This is a genomic window from Serratia symbiotica (assembly GCF_000821185.2).
Lineage (GTDB): Bacteria > Pseudomonadota > Gammaproteobacteria > Enterobacterales > Enterobacteriaceae > Serratia > Serratia symbiotica.
This window is the reverse complement of sequence record NZ_CP050855.1, coordinates 2,218,252-2,236,216: the sequence shown is the minus strand read 5'-3', so window position 1 is coordinate 2,236,216 and position 17,965 is coordinate 2,218,252. Positions and strand designations below refer to the sequence as shown.

Here is a 17,965-nt window from a genome sequence, read left to right as displayed (position 1 = left end):
AAAGCAAAGTCCGCGATCCTTCCGGCATTTTTGGATCGCCCATCGGAAAAAGGTAACCTCAGTAACCAGCAATAAAAATGATGTTTATTCTATTGTTTATAAAGGGGAAATCAGGTTACCCCTGAAAGGTAATCTGAGGTAACCCAAAAGGTAACCTGTTTTATGTTTTCTTATAAATCATAATGTTATGAATAAGAAGAGATCACTATTATAAAAGGTAACCTGATTACCCTTTGGTTACCAAAAGATTACCTTTTGCTGTTTTGGGAAAAACATTGTTATTCATTGTGTTAGCGTGTTTTTTTGTTGCAGGTTACTGAGGTTACCTTTTTCCGAAGTCCCCCAGGACTTTGGGATATATAAAAATAGGTTAAGAAATAGTCTTTGGTTTTGTTGTGTAATTTCTGTTCGGTATGTTTGCTGTCGAGTTGCTCTGGAATGTATAACGTAGTGATGTGGAAGGGGGGATCTGGCCTGATTTGCGTTACGTAATCGTCATTTCGCCGATTCTGCATAATTTACAAAAGCAACGCAAAGCGTAACGCGGATTTTTAATATGCTGTTTTGTATTGCTTTATTAGTTATTGGCGCACATATCGCAGTTGATGTATTTTTGGGTTATCAGCAGTGCCATTTCAGTTTTCTTTCCATTGGAGCGCCCGCGCAGGCGCACAATCTACCATAAATCCCCCTTTATTTGGGACGTTTTTCACCATCGCAGCACCTGGGCAGCCGTGCGAATCGCGCTCTAGAGTAATGCCGGTGGGTCGTCGGCCAACTGATCGAAATTAACCATTTCATGCCCATTATAAACCCGGCGGCTTTGGTCTCCAGGCGGCGCTGAGAAAGAAGTGAGTTTCGGATAGGTAATGTTAATCCCTGCCTCGCGGGCAAACAGGTCGATAAAGCCAAAAGCGCTGAGCGGTGTTTCGATAAGCTGGTGCTGTTGATCGTTGTCCGACAGCACCACCAGAGGCACTTCGTAGTTTTGCCGGGTATCTCCGCCATGTCGCAGGTAGCGGGCATCGCCAATCGTCTTGTGTGACAAACCATGATCGGAAAAATAGAACAGCTTAAAGGGTGAGCCGCTCTGCTTCATCATGTGATAGGTTTGCTCGATAAAGCGGTCGGTTTTGCGGTAGGTGGAAAGGTAACAGGCTAGCTCGCGATCCGGCATGTCAAAGGAAGGTGGCGCGCCGTTGAGGCGCTCGCAGAAATCGCTATGCGAACCCATCAGATGCAACACGTAGAGGTTATCCTGGCTTTTTTCTTGCAATGCATTCTGGAGCAAGGGCAGTAGGTCATCATCATCGGTGTTGCGTGACTGGAAATCCCCCTTTTTCAGAAAATGGTGAGTGTCGCTGAACATGGCCACTTTGGATACCGGAGTATCGAACTGCCCGAGCATCCCCTGATTAGATAGCCAATGGGTCTTCATGCCCGCAGCCTTGGCCAGTGTAACGACATTATTGGCAATAGTGGTATTTTCACCGCTGCTCAACGCTAGCGTCCTAGGCAGAGACTCAAAGGTGTTGGGTGCGGTGGAAATATAATTGCTGTAGAACTGGCCGTTTACGCTATCCAAAAATGGCGTGGTCTGCAACGGGTAACCAAACAGCGACATATGATCTCTGCGCATGCTTTCGCCAATGATAATAATGTAGTTGCCATTATTACGTGCCATTGTGCTGACAACCCAGTCAGGCTGCTTCATGGTAGTGGCCTCAAGATCGGCTATTTGTTGGTGGTATTGATTAAGAGAAGAATAGGCAGATAAAAAGAAATCAGGCAGTTTAATACTTTGCACGCCACCGCTGATTGTCCTTGCCACCACTACGATAATAAAGATCATGGATAGCGACAGTATACTTTTAATGGAAATAGTATGCCGCCAAATAAAAAAATTGAGAGCGAATAGTATCAATAACGTCGCGAGAGGTAACAGATAGCAGCTCGCGGGGATCGTGTGCAAAAACTCATTGGCTTCAGCGCTGTTGGTTTGCAACAGGGCTGATATTACGGCAACTGAAGGAGAACCATACATCTCCCCGACCGGTGCATAAAGCGCGCACAGCAGAATATAAGGAATAACCAACAAATAACGAGTGAGCGATATTGCTGACAATAATAACAGCGTAAGCGCAATGAACAGGATATCAATCCCTTTGGCACCGCCATAACCCATAGCTCTGCATAATATTATTGCGGTAAAGGCATAGAACACAAGTATTTTAACCAGCGGCTGTGCGGTGTAAGAACGGAACTTATCTAAAATCACTGTGTGAGTGTTCATAAAATATGTCGCTAATATAAGGCTGTCCATGCATGTTCAATTTCTGCGTGGTAATTGAACAAATAACTATGCCCACTACAGTTGATTTGAAATAATTGAGTGGGCAGTTTTTAAATTTTCTGCATTATACACTTCAGACCCGTTTCTTCTTCAACTTTTTGCTGTGGCCGCGCGTATGATCGAGATCGTGCTGGATCAGCGCCATGAACAGCAGAGCGGTGAGGGCGAATTGCTGCAGCATATCCAGCGCCAGATGCAACCGATCTTCGCTGTTGATATTCAGCGCAGCGCCGCCTGCTTTTCCACCCGCATTTTCACTAATGGTTTTAGCGCATCGCTACTGAGGATCTGGTTATGTATGGTGACCGCTGGCTGCGCCAGCTTCAATGCCGGAAAGCCCTGGTAGCCCATTTTCTGGGCAAACTTCACCATACACTCGACGGGTTGACGCCCGCCACTGGACGGCTTTTGCGAACTAAGATGACGCGCCTGCTCGGCGTTATGCAGCAGGCAATCGGCCAATTCACGGCCGTTTTGAGCCAGTGTCGGATACACCTGGCGAGTACGCAGCAGGGGACACATTGATCTTTCTCTAAGAACCTGTGGTCGTTCCACGGCGATGGTGAAAACGTGCTGTGAACGTTTTGTCAGTTCGCCTTTAAAATAGCCAATAGTGCTCGCTTTGCTGAATTAAATATTCAAATAATGGTTTTATATTTTGAATTAAAAATTCAGAGGTAAAAAGATGAATTTAGGCGCATTGGTATCAGAAACCCGCAACCCGGCCACCATGGGGCTGGATGAAATGTCCACGCTGGAGATGATACGTTGTTTTAATCAGGAAGACCGCAAGGTGCCAGAGGCGGTTGAAAAGGTGCTGCCAGAAATCGCCCAAGCGGTTGATCTGGCCGTTGTGGCGCTGAAAGCGGGTGCGCGCTTGATCTATCTGGGGGCTGGCACCAGCGGGCGTCTTGGGGTGCTGGATGCGTCCGAATGTCCGCCGACCTTCGGCGTGCCGTATGGCAGGGTGGTGGGTCTGATTGCCGGTGGCTACGGCGCACTGCTGAAAGCGGTGGAGGGTGCGGAGGATGATGTTTCCTTAGGCGTATCGGATCTACAGGCACTGAACCTGACTGCCTCCGACATGGTGGTGGGGCTGGCGGCATCTGGCCGCACGCCCTATGTGATCGGTGCACTACGTTATGCGCGTCAGTTAGGCTGCCCGACGGCGGCGATCTCCTGCAACCCCGATTCGCCGCTCGCCCATGAAGCGCAGGTGGCGATTTCCCCGGTGGTCGGCCCGGAAGCCCTGACAGGATCGACGCGTCTTAAGTCTGGCAGCGCGCAGAAGCTGGTGCTGAATATGCTATCGACTGGCGCGATGGTTAAGCTCGGCAAGGTTTATCAGAACCTGATGGTGGATGTTAAGGCCACCAACATCAAACTGGTGGATCGCGCTTGCCGTATCGTGGTAGAAGCCACCGGCGCACAGCCTAGCCAGGCGGAAGCCGCGTTGGCTCAGACCGATTTTGAGGTCAAACCGGCGATCCTGATGATCCTGGCAGGCCTCAGCGCCGTGGAAGCGGTACAGCGGTTGCAACGGCACGGCGGCTATTTGCGCGCAGCGTTAACCTGTTAAATCGGGCGATGGACAAGACAACGACACTGGCAACACAGATTTTGGCGCGGTGGGCGGCGCATTGATCAGCTATTAGAAAGTGGCGACGGTGATCACTTTCGGTATATCAGGTTTGCCTTTGACGTTAACCATCGTCTCAGGGAAGGTGATGCTGTATCTGGCGGGGATGGTGATTACGGTTATCGTCGGGTTCATTTTCACCTGGATAATGGGATTCAACGATCCTGAGAAATAGCGTCTGAGCGACAAGCAGAGACAGGGGGCCGTAGTTTAAAGGGCGGACTATCCGCCCTTTATTGTGGCTAACCGTCTTCGGTCACATCCTGCGCCCCGCGTCCTAACTGCCAGATCTTCTCGGCATAATGCCCCAACGCCCACAGGCTCAGACCGAGCAGCACGAAGAAAATCGCCTTCGGCGTGCTGTCCCAGAAGAATTCGAACAGCCGGGTATAGAGATTGATGCCGAGGAAGGTCAGGCCGAACCCGCGCAACATAGTGTCGTCGCGCTTCAGCCCCAGCCAGATAGCCGCTGTGGCAACCAGACCGAATAACAGGCTCCAGTGGAACAACCTAATTTGACGCACGCGATACCAACTGTCGAGATCGCCGTAGTTGCCAAAGATCGACAGCAGCCACAGAGCGATAAACAAATACAGTAGCCCCATTGCCAGCGTAACCCTATCCAACCCACGCCGGGCTAACAGGGGTTGCAGCAGTAACGCGGTGGCGATCAATACCACGCCGAAAGCGATAAAGCGGATCGGATAGCTCATGCCGAGCCAATAGGCACCCCAGCCGGATATATAGCCGGTTTCTGCGCCAAAGGCATTGCCGAGCGATAGCAGGGCGCCCCCCCACACTAGCCCAGAACGGGCAAACCAACCGATCGTCCCATACAGCAGCGTAGCGAGTATCAGTAGCACGGAAACCCGACCACTTCCGTTGTCCAGCCACACGCCCATTTGCCACAGGGCGCAGGCGGTGAGCAGCACGGCGATAAATAGTGCCGCTTCATTGCCGTAGCGTTTTTCTGGATGAAATCGACGGCGGCGCAGCGCCCAGGCATAGGCCAAAGCCGCCAACACACTGGCAATTACCATGCGTGCCAGTACATCGAAGCGGAATAGCCCACTCAACCATGCCAGCAAATCGCTGTCGTTGAATAGGCTGGTGAAGGCGATAACCAGCGAGGCCAGGGCCGCGAGGAATGCATAGCGTGCCAGACGCCGCCAGTCGAAAGGTTGCACTTCTACCTGCTGCTGCCACTGCTGCCACTGCTGCTGCGTCAGTGCGCCTTCTTTCACCCAGCCGTCCAGTACATTACGCACGATGGCGGCGTTCTTTTTACTGAGTTTCATGTTTTCTTTCCCTGCACAACAGTGATATTCGGCCCGTCATAGACGAGTAGCTGAGACAAAGAGGTTTAGGCTGCGTCCGGCAATTGTCCGTGAGCGCTGCTGGCGGTCATTTGAACGCGCAGCAAGACCTGGGCTGGCCAAATAAGCGGTGCGTCACCGAGAGACGCGTTCATGTGGCCCAGCCCTTCGGGGCGCGTCCCAAAAGCCCATACCTCGCGTTGTCGGCCCGCTATGCCCGGCACCTTCCGCCTTGATACGGGCTTTTGGGTCTGCAATTCCGCCACGACCCATTACGGGACATAGTCTAGTGTGTATAATGCCCGCCGCAAAAGCGCACGAGGAACTTGATGATGACTAAATATAGCGATCAATACTGGATGTGTCAGGCATTGCGACTGGCTCTGCGCGCGCAGGAAGAAGGCGAAGTGCCGGTAGGGGCGTTGCTGGTGTTGGATAATCAGGTGATTGGCGAAGGCTGGAACCGGCCAATCGGCCGTCACGATCCCACCGCCCATGCGGAAATTATGGCGCTGCGTCAAGGTGGGGCGGTGTTGCAGAACTACCGTTTACTGAACGCCACGCTATACGTCACGCTGGAGCCCTGTGTGATGTGCGCCGGCGCGATGGTGCACAGTCGCATTCGTCGGCTGGTGTATGGTACAGCCGATGAGAAAACCGGCGCGGCTGGTTCGTTGATGGATATTTTGCGCCATCCGGGCATGAATCATCAGGTGGAGATCGCCTCAGGCGTGCTAGCGGACGAGTGTGCCGCGATGCTGAGCCACTTTTTTCGCTTGCGCCGTGAGCAGAAAAAGGCGCTGAAGCAAGTGCAACGCGTGGGCAACAAACCGGATCAGTAGTCAATCACCAATTCCGGCGCAATGGCCGGATAGGCTCTTCCCATTGCTTCCTGGTTGGCGGCTTCTTGCGCTGCCTTCTTTTCTTTTTCTTGCAGATAACCAACCAGGCTAACCTGATAGCGGCGGATGTTTTCTACATAGTTATAAGCCTCGCGCCCACGGGCGTAACCGTAGGTCAGTTGCGAATGGTAACGCTTCTGACTGAGCATCGGCAGGCGCTGTTTGACATCGAGCCAACTGTCTGGATTGCCCTGTTGCATTTTGGTCAGTTTGCGGGCGTCCAGCATGTGACCCCAGCCCATGTTGTAGGCCGCCAATGAGAACCAGATGCGTTCGTCTACCGGCACGCTGTCCGGCACCTTAGCCATCAGCCGTTGCAGGTAGAGCGCTCCGCCCTGAATGCTCTCCTGCGGATCGAGGCGATCGTTTACCCCAAGGCTATCGGCGGTGGCGCGGGTCAGCATCATCAGGCCGCGTACCCCGGTGGGTGAGGTGGCCTGCGGATCCCAGTGCGACTCTTGATAGGCGATGGCCGCCAGTAGCTTCCAGTCGATCTCCTTGGCGTATTTTTCAAATAGTGAACGAAAGTTGGGTAGGATCACATCAATAGCGGATAAAAAGGTTTTGGTGTCAACGTAGTCAAAACTGCCGACGTGGCCGAGATATTTTTCTTCCAGCCGAGCCAGGGTGTTATCGTCCACAATCTGGTTGAAGAAGTCCAACATCGCCGCATATAGGCTATCGTCGTTACCGCGCTTCAGATACCAGGTGATCGGCTGTTCATCGGTGACATCAAACGCCACCGCCAGTTGCGGATGGACGCGCTGCAATAGGGCAATGGTCACTGAATCGCCGAGGGTATAGTCCAACTTGCCATCGGCTACCTGTTCCAGCAGTTCCTTTGACGTGAGGTCGCTGGCAGTTTGCCATTTGAGATCTGGGAATTTATCCCGCTTAAGCTGTTTCAGCGTGCTGATGTGCGCGGAACCGGAGGCCACCGCCAGCTTGCCTTTGATATCCGCGAAGCTTTTTGGCCGTGGGCTACCCAAACGGTACACTAACTGCTGGGAAACGGAATAGTAGGTTGGGCCAATGCGCGCACTGGCAAGGCGCTCTGGATTATAGTTCAGGCTGGCTGCCAGCAGATCGGCGTTATCTTCATCGAGGTCGTTAAACATATCGTTGATATTTTGCTGCGAGATCACCACCAGCTTGACCCCAAGGTAGTTGGCGAAGTGTTTCGCCAGCTCATAGTCAAGCCCCCCCGCGCCCTGTTTGGTGGTGAAATAGGTGAGCGGTGAGTTTAACGTGCTGATTCGCAACTCACCGCGGGATTTGATCGCGGCGAGTTGCCCCCTTTGGCCACCGTGCCAAGTGATGTTGGGCCACAGGGCGAGCGCTAAAAGCAAGGTAATAGCACCGACGAGAATATAGTTTATTTTGATGCGTTTCAAATAGTTATCCAGTAGTGGTACAAGGACACTGATGATGACAATCCCACCTTTTCTTATAGTTAAATCACCAGTGCCGGGGCATTTTGCGCAACAAAACGCCAACGTGCAACTTTATTGACATGCTATGACTACCCGATGGAACAAATAGCTTTTATCAATAATCGCTACGCAAACGGTTTCGTCGCAGGCGCGGATTCTCTATAATGACGCGCGTTTTTCCCTGTTGCGCCCAATGAAGTGCTGAAGTCAGTGGCTTCAAAGACGAGAGAATTTTGATTATGGAAATACTGCGTGGTTCGCCCGCTTTGTCGGCTTTTCGCATTACCAAACTGCTATCCCGCTGCCAGGACGCTCAACTCCCGGTCAATGATATCTACGCTGAATACGTCCACTTCGCTGATGTGAGCGCACCGCTAAGTGCCGAAGAACACGCCAAGCTTCAGTGTCTGCTTAAGTATGGGCCTTCTCTCGCCGAACATGCCCCTGAAGGGTGCCTGTTGTTGGTGACACCGCGTCCGGGCACCCTTTCACCCTGGTCTTCCAAAGCAAGCGACATCGCCCACAACTGCGGTTTGCAGCAGGTAGTCCGGTTGGAGCGCGGCTTGGCATTCTACGTCAAGGCACCCACGCTGACGGGGGGCCAGTGGCAGCAACTCGCCGCCTTGCTGCATGATCGCATGATGGAAACCGTTTTTAGCGAACTGCAACAGGCTGAACAGTTATTCGTACACCATCAACCGGCGCGGCATCAAGTGATAGACGTAGTGGGCGAAGGGCGCAGCGCGCTGGAACAGGCTAATGTCGGACTGGGGCTGGCGCTGGCACAGGATGAAATCGACTATCTGCTGAATGCCTTTATCGCTCTGGGGCGCAACCCAACGGATATCGAACTGTACATGTTCGCGCAGGCCAACTCTGAGCACTGCCGCCACAAGATTTTCAACGCTGACTGGATCATTGATGGTGAACCGCAGCCGAAGTCGCTGTTTAACATGATCAAGAACACCTTCGAGCAGACGCCGGACTACGTGCTGTCGGCTTATAAAGACAACGCCGCAGTGATGGAAGGCTCTCAGGTTGGCCGTTTCTTTGCCACGCCGGAAAACGGCCAGTACGATTACCATCAGGAACAGGCGCATATCCTGATGAAGGTGGAGACTCACAACCACCCGACGGCGATCTCCCCATGGCCGGGTGCCGCTACCGGCTCCGGCGGTGAGATCCGCGATGAGGGTGCCACTGGCCGTGGTGCCAAGCCGAAAGCCGGTCTGGTAGGTTTCTCGGTATCTAACCTGCGCATTCCCGGTTTTGAACAACCGTGGGAGCAGGATTTTGGCAAGCCGGAACGCATCGTCACAGCACTGGACATCATGACCGACGGCCCCTTGGGGGGTGCGGCGTTCAACAACGAATTCGGTCGTCCGGCACTGGTCGGTTACTTCCGCACCTACGAAGAGCAGGTCAACAGCCACAACGGTGTCGAACTGCGCGGCTATCACAAGCCTATTATGTTGGCGGGTGGCATCGGCAACATCCGTGCTGGCCATGTGCAGAAAGGGGAAATCACCGTCGGGGCCAAGTTGGTCGTGCTGGGGGGGGCGGCGATGAATATTGGCTTGGGCGGCGGTGCCGCTTCCTCTATGGATTCCGGCCAGTCCGATGCCGATCTGGACTTTGCCTCGGTGCAGCGTGACAACCCAGAAATGGAGCGCCGCTGTCAGGAGGTTATCGACCGCTGCTGGCAAATGGGCGAGCAAAATCCGATCCTCTTTATTCACGATGTTGGCGCGGGCGGCCTGTCCAACGCGATGCCAGAACTGGTGAGCGATGGTGGCCGTGGCGGGCGTTTCGAACTGCGCGACATCCTCAATGATGAACCGGGCATGAACCCGCTGGAAGTATGGTGTAATGAATCGCAGGAGCGTTACGTGCTGGCGATTGCGCCAGCACAGATGGCACAGTTTGCTGCCATTTGCCGCCGCGAGCGTGCGCCTTATGCGGTGATCGGTGAAGCCACTGAAGAGCAACATCTGACGTTAAACGATCGTCACTTCGACAACCGGCCAATCGATATGCCGTTGGACGTGCTACTGGGCAAAACGCCGAAAATGACGCGCGATGTCACCAGTCAACAGGCCAACGGCCAGCCACTACAACGTGAGAATATCACGCTGGCTGACGCGGTAAAACGCGTGCTGCATTTGCCGGCGGTGGCGGAAAAAACCTTCCTGATCACCATCGGCGATCGCACCGTGACTGGTATGGTAGCACGTGATCAGATGATCGGCCCATGGCAGATCCCGGTGGCCGACTGTGCGGTCACCACTGCCAGTTTGGACAGCTATTACGGCGAAGCGATGTCGATTGGCGAACGTGCGCCGGTTGCTCTGCTGGACTTCGCTGCTTCCGGCCGCCTAGCGGTAGGGGAAGCCTTGACCAACTTGGCCGCCACCGAAATCGGTGCGCTAAAGCGTGTGAAGCTTTCCGCTAACTGGATGGCCGCTGCTGGCCACCCAGGCGAAGATGCTGGCCTGTATGCGGCGGTGAAGGCGGTGGGCGAAGAACTCTGCCCGGCGCTGGGCATCACTATCCCGGTGGGTAAAGACTCGATGTCGATGAAAACCCGCTGGCAGGAAGGCAACGAACAACGCGAAATGACCTCGCCGCTGTCGCTGGTGATCACCGCTTTCGCCCGTGTGGAAGATGTGCGTCACACCGTGACGCCACAGTTACGCACCGACAAAGGCGACACCGCGTTGCTGTTGATCGATCTGGGTAACGGCCATAACGCGCTGGGTGCAACCGCGTTGGCGCAGGTCTACCGTCAACTGGGCGACAAGCCCGCCGATGTGCGTAACGTGGTGCAATTAGCGGGCTTTTTCAATGCCATGCAGCAACTGGTGGCCGATCGCGTCCTGCTGGCTTACCACGACCGTTCAGACGGTGGCCTGTTGGTCACGCTGGTGGAGATGGCGTTTGCTGGCCACTGTGGCGTTACCATCGCTATCGACGGCCTGGGTGACGATGCTCTGGCGGTGCTGTTCAATGAAGAGCTAGGCGCGGTGATCCAGGTGACTGCCGCCCAGCTTGAGGCGGTGAAGCAGGTGTTCGCCCAGCATGGCCTGAGCGACAACATACATCACATCGGCAGTGTGCAGACGGGCGATCGCTTTGTGATTAGCCAGAATAGCAAGGCGCTGTACAGCGAGAGCCGCAATACGTTGCGCACTTGGTGGGCGGAGACCACTTGGCAGATGCAGCGCCTGCGTGATAACCCGGCGTGTGCCGATCAGGAACACCAGGCCAAGCAGGATGAGCACGATCCTGGCCTAAACGTGAAGCTGACCTTCGCACCGCAGGAAGACATCGCTGCGCCATACATCGCGACGGGCGCTCGTCCGAAAGTGGCGGTGCTGCGTGAGCAGGGGGTGAACTCCCACGTTGAGATGGCGGCGGCATTTCATCGCGCTGGTTTTGATGCGCTGGATGTACACATGAGCGACCTGCTGGAAGGGCAGCGTAATTTGCAGGACTTCCACACGCTGGTGGCCTGCGGTGGCTTCTCTTACGGTGATGTGTTGGGGGCCGGGGAAGGCTGGGCGAAATCGATCCTGTTCAATGATCGGGTGCGCGATGAGTTTGAGTCGTTCTTCCATCGTCCGCACACCTTGGCGTTGGGGGTGTGCAACGGCTGTCAGATGATGTCCAACCTGCGTGAATTGATCCCCGGTGCTGAACACTGGCCGCGCTTTGTGCGTAATTTGTCAGATCGTTTTGAAGCCCGTTTTAGCCTAGTGGAAGTGGCAGCCAGTCCATCGCTGTTCATGCAGGGCATGGTGGGTTCACGCATGCCGATCGCCGTTTCCCACGGCGAAGGTCGAGTCGAAGTACGCGATACGGCGCACCTGTCTGCGCTGGAAAGCGATGGTCTGGTGGCACTGCGCTTCGTCAATAATGCCGGCCAGGTAACGGAAGATTATCCAGCAAACCCGAATGGTTCGCCGAACGGCATTGCCGCCGTCACCAGTGCCAGCGGACGGGCGACGGTGATGATGCCGCATCCAGAGCGCGTCTTCCGCACCGTCAGCAACTCCTGGCACCCGGAAGAGTGGGGTGAAGATAGCCCGTGGATGCGCATGTTCCGCAACGCCCGTAAACAGTTGGGTTAAGCGGCTAGATATCGCAGTGGTATCAGAGGGCGCAAGCGATTGTGCCCTTTTTACTGTGTGCATTCTGCGACAAAGACTGTTTTTTTCGTCTCTAAAAGGAGACATTTAACTATTTGATTTTAAATTATTTTGTGATGTTTAGTTTAGGTCGTCTGGATCTGACGACAAGTTGGCCGTTCTTTTCAATGCCATGCGGTTCAGCCTGATTAATCCATTAAATAATTAAATGTTTTAAAATCAATGTCTTGATTTGATTTTTTAAAAGTTGGTACGCTACATGCATTATCATTCCTGTTGCTCATTCATCTTTTTATGATGGTTGCCTATTTAAAGCCTCATAAGCCTCCGAATGATGCCAAAGAAAGGGTGCCTATCGTCCAACCAAACCGATAACAGCTCACGCAAGTGACTTTATCAAGCATTGGGCGACACGTGGAGTGAGGCACCGCCTATCTCTAACGGGGTGATGATAGCCTTAGGCTACTTCACCCAAAAACGAGGTTACTGGGCATCCACGTTCTTGCATGCGCTGGGGCAGTTTTGCCCCAGCGTCAATTCCCAAGCTCTGCGCCCACCTTGTATTTATTCATGCTTATGCTCTTGTCCCAGTCTTAAGGCCCGCACACCGTCTGACGGCTCGGCGAACGCCGCGCTTCTCTTTTTGGCGACAGCATCAAGCTGCTGGCCGCTTATGGTTATGCGTGATTATCCGTCGTTGGGCTTTTTTCTTATCAGCGAGTCAGTTAGCATCGGAACAGGTTTGAGAAGATGAGAAGATCCCGTTGAAAAAATGGCGTTTATTTCCTCGCTCGCTGCGCCAATTGGTGCTGATGGCATTTTTGCTGGTGCTGTTGCCACTGTTGGTATTGGCTTATCAGGCATACCAGAGTTTGGATCAGCTCAGTGCGCAGGCGGCAGACATCAACCACACTACCTTAGCGGATGCGCGCCGCAGCGAGGCGATGGTCAGTGTGGCGCTGGAGATGGAGCGCAGTTATCGCCAATATTGTGTGCTGGTCGATCCTACCTTGGCGCGACTGTACCAGAATCAGCGCAAGCAATATTCCCAGATGTTGAATGCCCACGCCCCTATTCTGCCAAATGAACGTTATTATCAGAGGTTGCGCGATTTGCTGACCCAGCTAGCGGCGATCACATGCCAGAACAGTGGGCCGGATAGCGGGGCTTCGGTGCTACTAGAGTCTTTCTCACATTCTAACGCTGAGATGGTACAGGCTACGCGGGCTGTGGTGTTTTCCCGTGGTCAGCAGTTGCAGCAAGCCATCGCCAAACGCGGCCAATTTTTCGGTTGGCAGGCGCTACTGTTGTTCCTGGTCAGCGTGCTGCTGGTGGTGCTATTTACTCGCATGATTATTGGCCCAGTGAAAGCCGTGGAACGGATGATTAACCGCTTGGGGGAAGGGCGCACGCCCGGCAGAAGCGCAGTGTTCAAAGGGCCGCGCGAGCTGCGTTCGTTGGCGCAGCGCATTATCTGGTTGAGCGAACGCCTGGCATGGCTGGAGTCGCAGCGCCATGAGTTTTTGCGTCATATTTCGCACGAACTGAAGACGCCGTTGGCGAGTATGCGTGAAGGCACCGAATTGCTGGCTGACGAGGTGGCGGGGCCGCTCACGGGTGATCAAAAAGACGTGGTGGCTATTCTTGATCACAGTAGCCGACACCTGCAAAAACTGATTGAGCAACTGTTGGATTACAACCGCAAGCTGGCCGATGGCCCGTCTGAACATGAGAATGTTCAGTTACGCGAGATGATTGAAATGGTGGTCGCCGCGCACAGCTTGCCAGCACGGGCAAAAATGATCAGCACTGAGATCGCATTGGAAGCGGAGATTTGTTGGGCAGAGCCTAGGCTATTAATGCGTGTGCTGGATAATCTCTACTCCAATGCGGTGTACTACGGCGAGGGATCCGGTAATATTTGGTTCCGCAGCCGTCAGGTTGGGCAACGGGTGCAGATTGATATCGCCAATACCGGCATACCGATCCCGGAAGCCGAACGAACCATGATTTTTGAGCCTTTTTTTCAGGGTAGCCACCAACGAAAAGGGGCGGTAAAAGGAAGTGGGCTGGGGCTGAGCATCGCTAAGGACTGTATTCGCCGTATGCACGGTGACTTGCAACTGATCATGGTCGCCGATGCAGACGTCTGCTTCCGCATCGAATTGCCATTAACAACTGCCGAGAATGAGTAATGTACACAGGGTCTAATTGCCTTCGTCTACCACAGACCGAACCTTCGCTGCATGCCACGCGGAGAGCGCTACTCGGCAAGCGCCCCATGTCTTTTTTAAGCGCCGCTTTTGTTATGCCGTTGCTGCTGACAGGCTGCGTGCAACACGCTACCAGCAATGACCTGAGCCAGCAGCAACAGGAAGCGATCCCTCGCACCAAAGTGGTGGATTACCGCCTGGCGGCTTGCGATACCCTGTGGCAGTTGAACGAAGAAGAGGCGCTGGATAACTCGCTGTACTGGCTGCGGGCTATAGATTGTGCCGATCGCATGGGGCCAACTCAGGCGCGAGCGCTGGCGAAAAACCTGCCGGACGACAGCGGGTTCGGCATTTTTAAGCAAAGCATTCTGTTGGGCAGCGCCGAGCCGACCACGGGTGAACGCCGCCAGATGATCGATCGCTTGAACAGCGCCCAGTTGGCGTTACCAAACTCGCTACAACCCTTGCTGCAACTGTGGCGTCAGCAGCAGGTGTTGCAAATTACCCTGCTTGACGAAAAGGCGCATTATCAGCGTTTGCAAGAAAGCGCCGACAGTCGGATCGACACGCTGCATCAGGCATTGGCTCGCCTGCAAGCTGAGCTGCAAGACACGTCACGCAAGCTGGAGGACCTGACTGATATCGAACGCCAGCTTTCGACGCGCAAACAGCTACAGGGAGAAATCCCAGAGAGCAGCACCGTACAACTTAAGGCCGATGCCACAGTTAACAACAGCGCTCCCGTGAGGGGCGCTGATCCAAAAAGCGCGCCGGAAAATAGCTCCGCCCTGCCAGTGGCAACAGAAGATACCGCCGTGCCGCCCCCTGCCAACAACGGATCTCACGCGCAATGACAGCATGCAAACCGGCCAATCTGCTATTGGTTGACGACGATCCCAGCCTGCTCAAACTGCTGGGCATGCGCCTGATCAGCGAAGGTTTTCACGTCACCATCGCGGAAAGCGGCCAAGAAGCGTTGCGGTTGCTATCGCGTGAACAGATTGATTTGGTGATAAGCGATCTACGGATGGATGAGATGGACGGCATGGCGCTGTTTGCTGAGATCCAGAAACATCAGCCGGGCATGCCGGTGATCATTCTTACCGCCCACGGTTCGATCCCGGATGCGGTGGCTGCCACCCAACAGGGGGTGTTCAGCTTCCTGACCAAACCGGTGGATCGTGATGCGTTGTACCAGGCCATCGATGAAGCGCTGTCGCAGTCGGCACCGGCTAGCGATGACAGTTGGTGTGAAGACATCGTCACTCGCAGCCCGCTGATGTTGCGCCTGCTGGATCAGGCGAAAATGGTGGCGCTGTCCGACGTCAGCGTATTGATCAACGGCCAGAGTGGCACCGGCAAAGAAGTGCTAGCCCAGGCTATCCACGGTGCTAGCTCTCGCGCCAAGAAAGCCTTTATCGCTATCAACTGCGCTGCCTTGCCGGAACAACTGTTGGAGTCGGAATTATTTGGTCATGTCAAGGGGGCTTTTACCGGTGCGGTCAGCAACCGAGAAGGACTATTTCAGGCGGCGGCAGGTGGCACGCTGTTCCTTGATGAAATCGGTGATATGCCGTTATCGTTACAGGTCAAGTTACTGCGCGTACTACAAGAACGCAAAGTGCGCCCACTGGGCAGCAACCGCGATCTGGACATCGACGTGCGTATTATCTCCGCTACCCATCGCGATCTGCCGAAGGCGATGGCGAAAAATGAATTCCGTGAAGACCTTTACTACCGTCTGAACGTAGTCAACTTAAAGATCCCGGTACTGAACGAACGCACCGAAGATATCCCACTGTTGGCTAACCATTTGCTACGCATGTCCGCCCTGCGCCACAAACCGTTGGTGCGTAGTTTCTCTTCCGGTGCCATGAAACGGCTGATCACCGCCAGTTGGCCGGGCAATGTGCGCCAATTGGTGAACGTCATTGAGCGTTGTGTGGCGTTGACCTCGGCACCGGTGATCGGCGAAGCGCTGGTGGAGCAGGCACTGGAAGGAGAAAACACCGCGCTGCCAACTTTCGTCGAGGCGCGCAATCAGTTTGAATTGCACTATCTGCGCAAGCTGCTACAAATCACCAAAGGTAACGTGACCCAAGCCGCGCGCATAGCAGGCCGTAATCGTACGGAGTTCTATAAATTGCTGTCGCGCCATGGCCTGGACGCTAACGATTTTAAAGAATGATGTTTTCTTGCTAGCGCCTGCCCATGCAGGCATCTCAACAAACCGGACGGAATGATCTACACTCCGTCCTCTTTGTCGTGGCAACACCCACCGAAGAACCCTATGGAACATATTAAGCGGGATGGTAAACAATGAGCAGATCACTTTCCATCGCATTGGCCCAGCTTAACCTGCTGGTCGGTGATATTGAAGGCAACACCGAACGTATGTTGCAAATCGCGCAAGAGCAGCAGGAGGCGGGCGCTGATCTGATCATGTTCACCGAACTGGCGCTGTGTGGTTATCCACCGGAAGATCTGCTGTATCGCAACGATTTCTATCAGCGCTGTGCCGCGCAGTTGCAGCGTTTGCAGCAGGCTGCGAGTGATGTAGCGATCCTGGTCGGCCATCCGTGGCGTGAAGGCGACAAGCTATACAATGCGTTGTCGCTGTTTGCCGAAGGACGTTTGCTGACCCGTTACTTCAAGCAACAATTGCCGAACTATGGCGTATTCGACGAGAAGCGCTATTTCCATGCTGGTAGCGAAACATGCGTGGTGGAGCTGAAGGGCTACCGTCTGGGCTTGCTGATTTGCGAAGATCTGTGGTTCCCGGAGCCGATTGACGCTGCCAAGGCTGCCGGTGCTGAACTGATCCTATCGATCAACGCCTCACCGTACCATTACGAGAAGCCTTACATCCGCAATACGCTGATGGTTGGTCACTGCCAGCGCACTCATCTGCCACTGGTCTACCTGAACCAGATCGGCGGGCAGGATGAACTGATTTTTGACGGCTGCTCCAAGGTATTTGACGCCGCTGGCAACATGACCCACCGCTTGGCCGCTTTTACCGAGCAGGTGGTTCAGCTTGAATTCAACGAGCTGGATGTGGTGCCGATGAGCGCACCGGCTACCCAGTTGCCGCAACTGGCTCAGGTGTATGCAGCACTGGTGCTGGCGGTACGCGATTATGTGACCAAAAACGGCTTCAATGGCGCGGTACTGGGGCTGTCCGGCGGTATTGACTCAGCACTGACGCTGGCGATCGCCGTCGATGCGTTGGGCAAAGATAGCGTGCAGGCGCTGATGATGCCGTTCCGCTACACGGCAGATATCAGCATCGCCGATGCTAAAGAGGAAGCTGAAATTCTTGGCGTGGAATTTGACATCGTCTCCATCGAACCGATGTTCGATGCCTTTATCGGACAGTTATCGCCGATGTTTGCTGGTACCGAACGCGACACCACCGAAGAAAACCTCCAGGCGCGCTGTCGTGGGGTGATACTGATGGCACTATCCAATAAGCGCCGCAGCATCGTGCTGACCACCGGTAACAAAAGTGAGATGGCAGTGGGCTATGCCACGCTGTATGGCGATATGGCTGGTGGCTTTGATGTGCTGAAAGACGTGCCGAAAACGCTGGTGTTCAAGCTGTCAGAATACCGCAACGGTGTTTCTTACGTGATCCCGCAACGGGTAATTGAGCGTCCGCCTTCCGCCGAGTTGGCACCGGATCAACGCGATCAGGACAGCCTGCCGCCTTACGATATTCTGGACGCGATCCTTGAGGGCTATGTCGAGGGCGACAAATCGGTCGCCGATCTGGTGGCCGAAGGGTTCGACGAGGCTATCGTACGTCAAGTAATCCGCCTGGTGGACATCAATGAATACAAGCGGCGTCAGGCCGCTGTTGGGCCGCGTATCACTGCCCGTAACTTCGGCAAAGACCGCCGCTATCCCATCACATCGGGTTTTGGCCGCAAAAATTGGTAATGAATGGGAGGAAAAAGGA

At 54.3% G+C, this 17,965-nt stretch carries 11 protein-coding genes and 1 pseudogene; 8 read left to right on the top strand and 4 right to left on the bottom strand.

Annotated elements, in window-relative coordinates:
- Positions 1–748: 748 nt before the first annotated feature.
- Together SYMBAF_RS11175 and SYMBAF_RS11170 are read right to left on the bottom strand one after the other, a co-directional pair.
- The gene (locus SYMBAF_RS11175; RefSeq protein WP_237162862.1) at positions 749–2,293 is read right to left on the bottom strand and encodes a phosphoethanolamine transferase; all 1,545 of its coding nucleotides are present in this window, start codon (positions 2,291–2,293) and stop codon (positions 749–751) included.
- A gap of 279 nt (positions 2,294–2,572) precedes the next feature.
- Positions 2,573–2,875 carry a hypothetical protein gene (locus SYMBAF_RS11170; protein ID WP_050789079.1) on the bottom strand — a complete coding sequence of 101 codons (303 nt, stop codon included), beginning with the start codon at positions 2,873–2,875 and terminating at the stop codon, positions 2,573–2,575.
- Between the two features lie 163 nt (positions 2,876–3,038).
- On the opposite strand from SYMBAF_RS11170, the gene murQ reads away from it, so the two are divergent.
- Positions 3,039–3,932, top strand: a complete 894-nt coding sequence (gene murQ / locus SYMBAF_RS11165; protein WP_040266569.1) for an N-acetylmuramic acid 6-phosphate etherase — start codon at positions 3,039–3,041, stop codon at positions 3,930–3,932.
- Between the two features lie 43 nt (positions 3,933–3,975).
- Positions 3,976–4,167 (top strand): annotated as a pseudogene (locus SYMBAF_RS11160) (PTS transporter subunit EIIC); the annotation flags it as partial.
- A gap of 67 nt (positions 4,168–4,234) precedes the next feature.
- Here SYMBAF_RS11160 and SYMBAF_RS11155 read toward each other — a convergent pair.
- A complete protein-coding gene (locus SYMBAF_RS11155; RefSeq protein ID WP_040266567.1) occupies positions 4,235–5,290 on the bottom strand; it encodes a hypothetical protein in 1,056 nt (351 codons plus the stop codon).
- A gap of 350 nt (positions 5,291–5,640) precedes the next feature.
- On the opposite strand from SYMBAF_RS11155, the gene tadA reads away from it, so the two are divergent.
- On the top strand, positions 5,641–6,150 hold the full coding sequence (gene tadA / locus SYMBAF_RS11150; protein ID WP_037388379.1) for a tRNA adenosine(34) deaminase TadA: 510 nt from the start codon (positions 5,641–5,643) through the stop codon (positions 6,148–6,150).
- Here the strand turns inward: tadA and mltF are convergent.
- On the bottom strand, positions 6,144–7,604 hold the full coding sequence (mltF, locus tag SYMBAF_RS11145) for a membrane-bound lytic murein transglycosylase MltF (protein ID WP_040266565.1): 1,461 nt from the start codon (positions 7,602–7,604) through the stop codon (positions 6,144–6,146). The genes tadA and mltF overlap by 7 nt on opposite strands.
- Before the next feature lie 278 nt (positions 7,605–7,882).
- On the opposite strand from mltF, the gene purL reads away from it, so the two are divergent.
- The 5 genes from purL to SYMBAF_RS11120 all read left to right on the top strand — a co-directional run bounded on the left by purL (position 7,883) and on the right by SYMBAF_RS11120 (position 17,946).
- Positions 7,883–11,773: a phosphoribosylformylglycinamidine synthase gene (gene purL, locus SYMBAF_RS11140; protein ID WP_040266563.1), complete on the top strand. Its 3,891-nt coding sequence runs from the start codon at positions 7,883–7,885 to the stop codon at positions 11,771–11,773.
- 830 nt (positions 11,774–12,603) lie between these two features.
- The gene (locus SYMBAF_RS11135) at positions 12,604–13,986 is read left to right on the top strand and encodes a sensor histidine kinase (RefSeq protein ID WP_052447850.1); all 1,383 of its coding nucleotides are present in this window, start codon (positions 12,604–12,606) and stop codon (positions 13,984–13,986) included.
- Positions 13,986–14,858: a two-component system QseEF-associated lipoprotein QseG gene (qseG, locus tag SYMBAF_RS11130; protein ID WP_082027026.1), complete on the top strand. Its 873-nt coding sequence runs from the start codon at positions 13,986–13,988 to the stop codon at positions 14,856–14,858. The genes SYMBAF_RS11135 and qseG overlap by 1 nt, the downstream gene beginning before the upstream one ends.
- Complete coding sequence (gene glrR / locus SYMBAF_RS11125; RefSeq protein ID WP_040266561.1) at positions 14,855–16,192, top strand: two-component system response regulator GlrR; 1,338 nt, start codon at positions 14,855–14,857, stop codon at positions 16,190–16,192. Before qseG ends, glrR begins: the two co-directional genes overlap by 4 nt.
- 131 nt (positions 16,193–16,323) lie before the next feature.
- Positions 16,324–17,946, top strand: coding sequence for an NAD+ synthase (locus SYMBAF_RS11120; RefSeq protein ID WP_040266558.1), 1,623 nt, complete (start codon positions 16,324–16,326; stop codon positions 17,944–17,946).
- Positions 17,947–17,965: the final 19 nt, after the last annotated feature.

Coding starts and splice junctions, on each gene's coding strand:
- SYMBAF_RS11155 (WP_040266567.1), bottom strand. CDS start 5,290: ATGAAACTCAGTAAAAAGAACGCCGCCATCGTGCGTAATGTACTGGAC.
- SYMBAF_RS11135 (WP_052447850.1), top strand. CDS start 12,604: ATGGCATTTTTGCTGGTGCTGTTGCCACTGTTGGTATTGGCTTATCAG.
- murQ (WP_040266569.1), top strand. CDS start 3,039: ATGAATTTAGGCGCATTGGTATCAGAAACCCGCAACCCGGCCACCATG.
- SYMBAF_RS11175 (WP_237162862.1), bottom strand. CDS start 2,293: ATGAACACTCACACAGTGATTTTAGATAAGTTCCGTTCTTACACCGCA.
- purL (WP_040266563.1), top strand. CDS start 7,883: ATGGAAATACTGCGTGGTTCGCCCGCTTTGTCGGCTTTTCGCATTACC.
- glrR (WP_040266561.1), top strand. CDS start 14,855: ATGACAGCATGCAAACCGGCCAATCTGCTATTGGTTGACGACGATCCC.
- SYMBAF_RS11170 (WP_050789079.1), bottom strand. CDS start 2,875: ATGTGTCCCCTGCTGCGTACTCGCCAGGTGTATCCGACACTGGCTCAA.
- SYMBAF_RS11120 (WP_040266558.1), top strand. CDS start 16,324: ATGAGCAGATCACTTTCCATCGCATTGGCCCAGCTTAACCTGCTGGTC.
- tadA (WP_037388379.1), top strand. CDS start 5,641: ATGACTAAATATAGCGATCAATACTGGATGTGTCAGGCATTGCGACTG.
- qseG (WP_082027026.1), top strand. CDS start 13,986: ATGTACACAGGGTCTAATTGCCTTCGTCTACCACAGACCGAACCTTCG.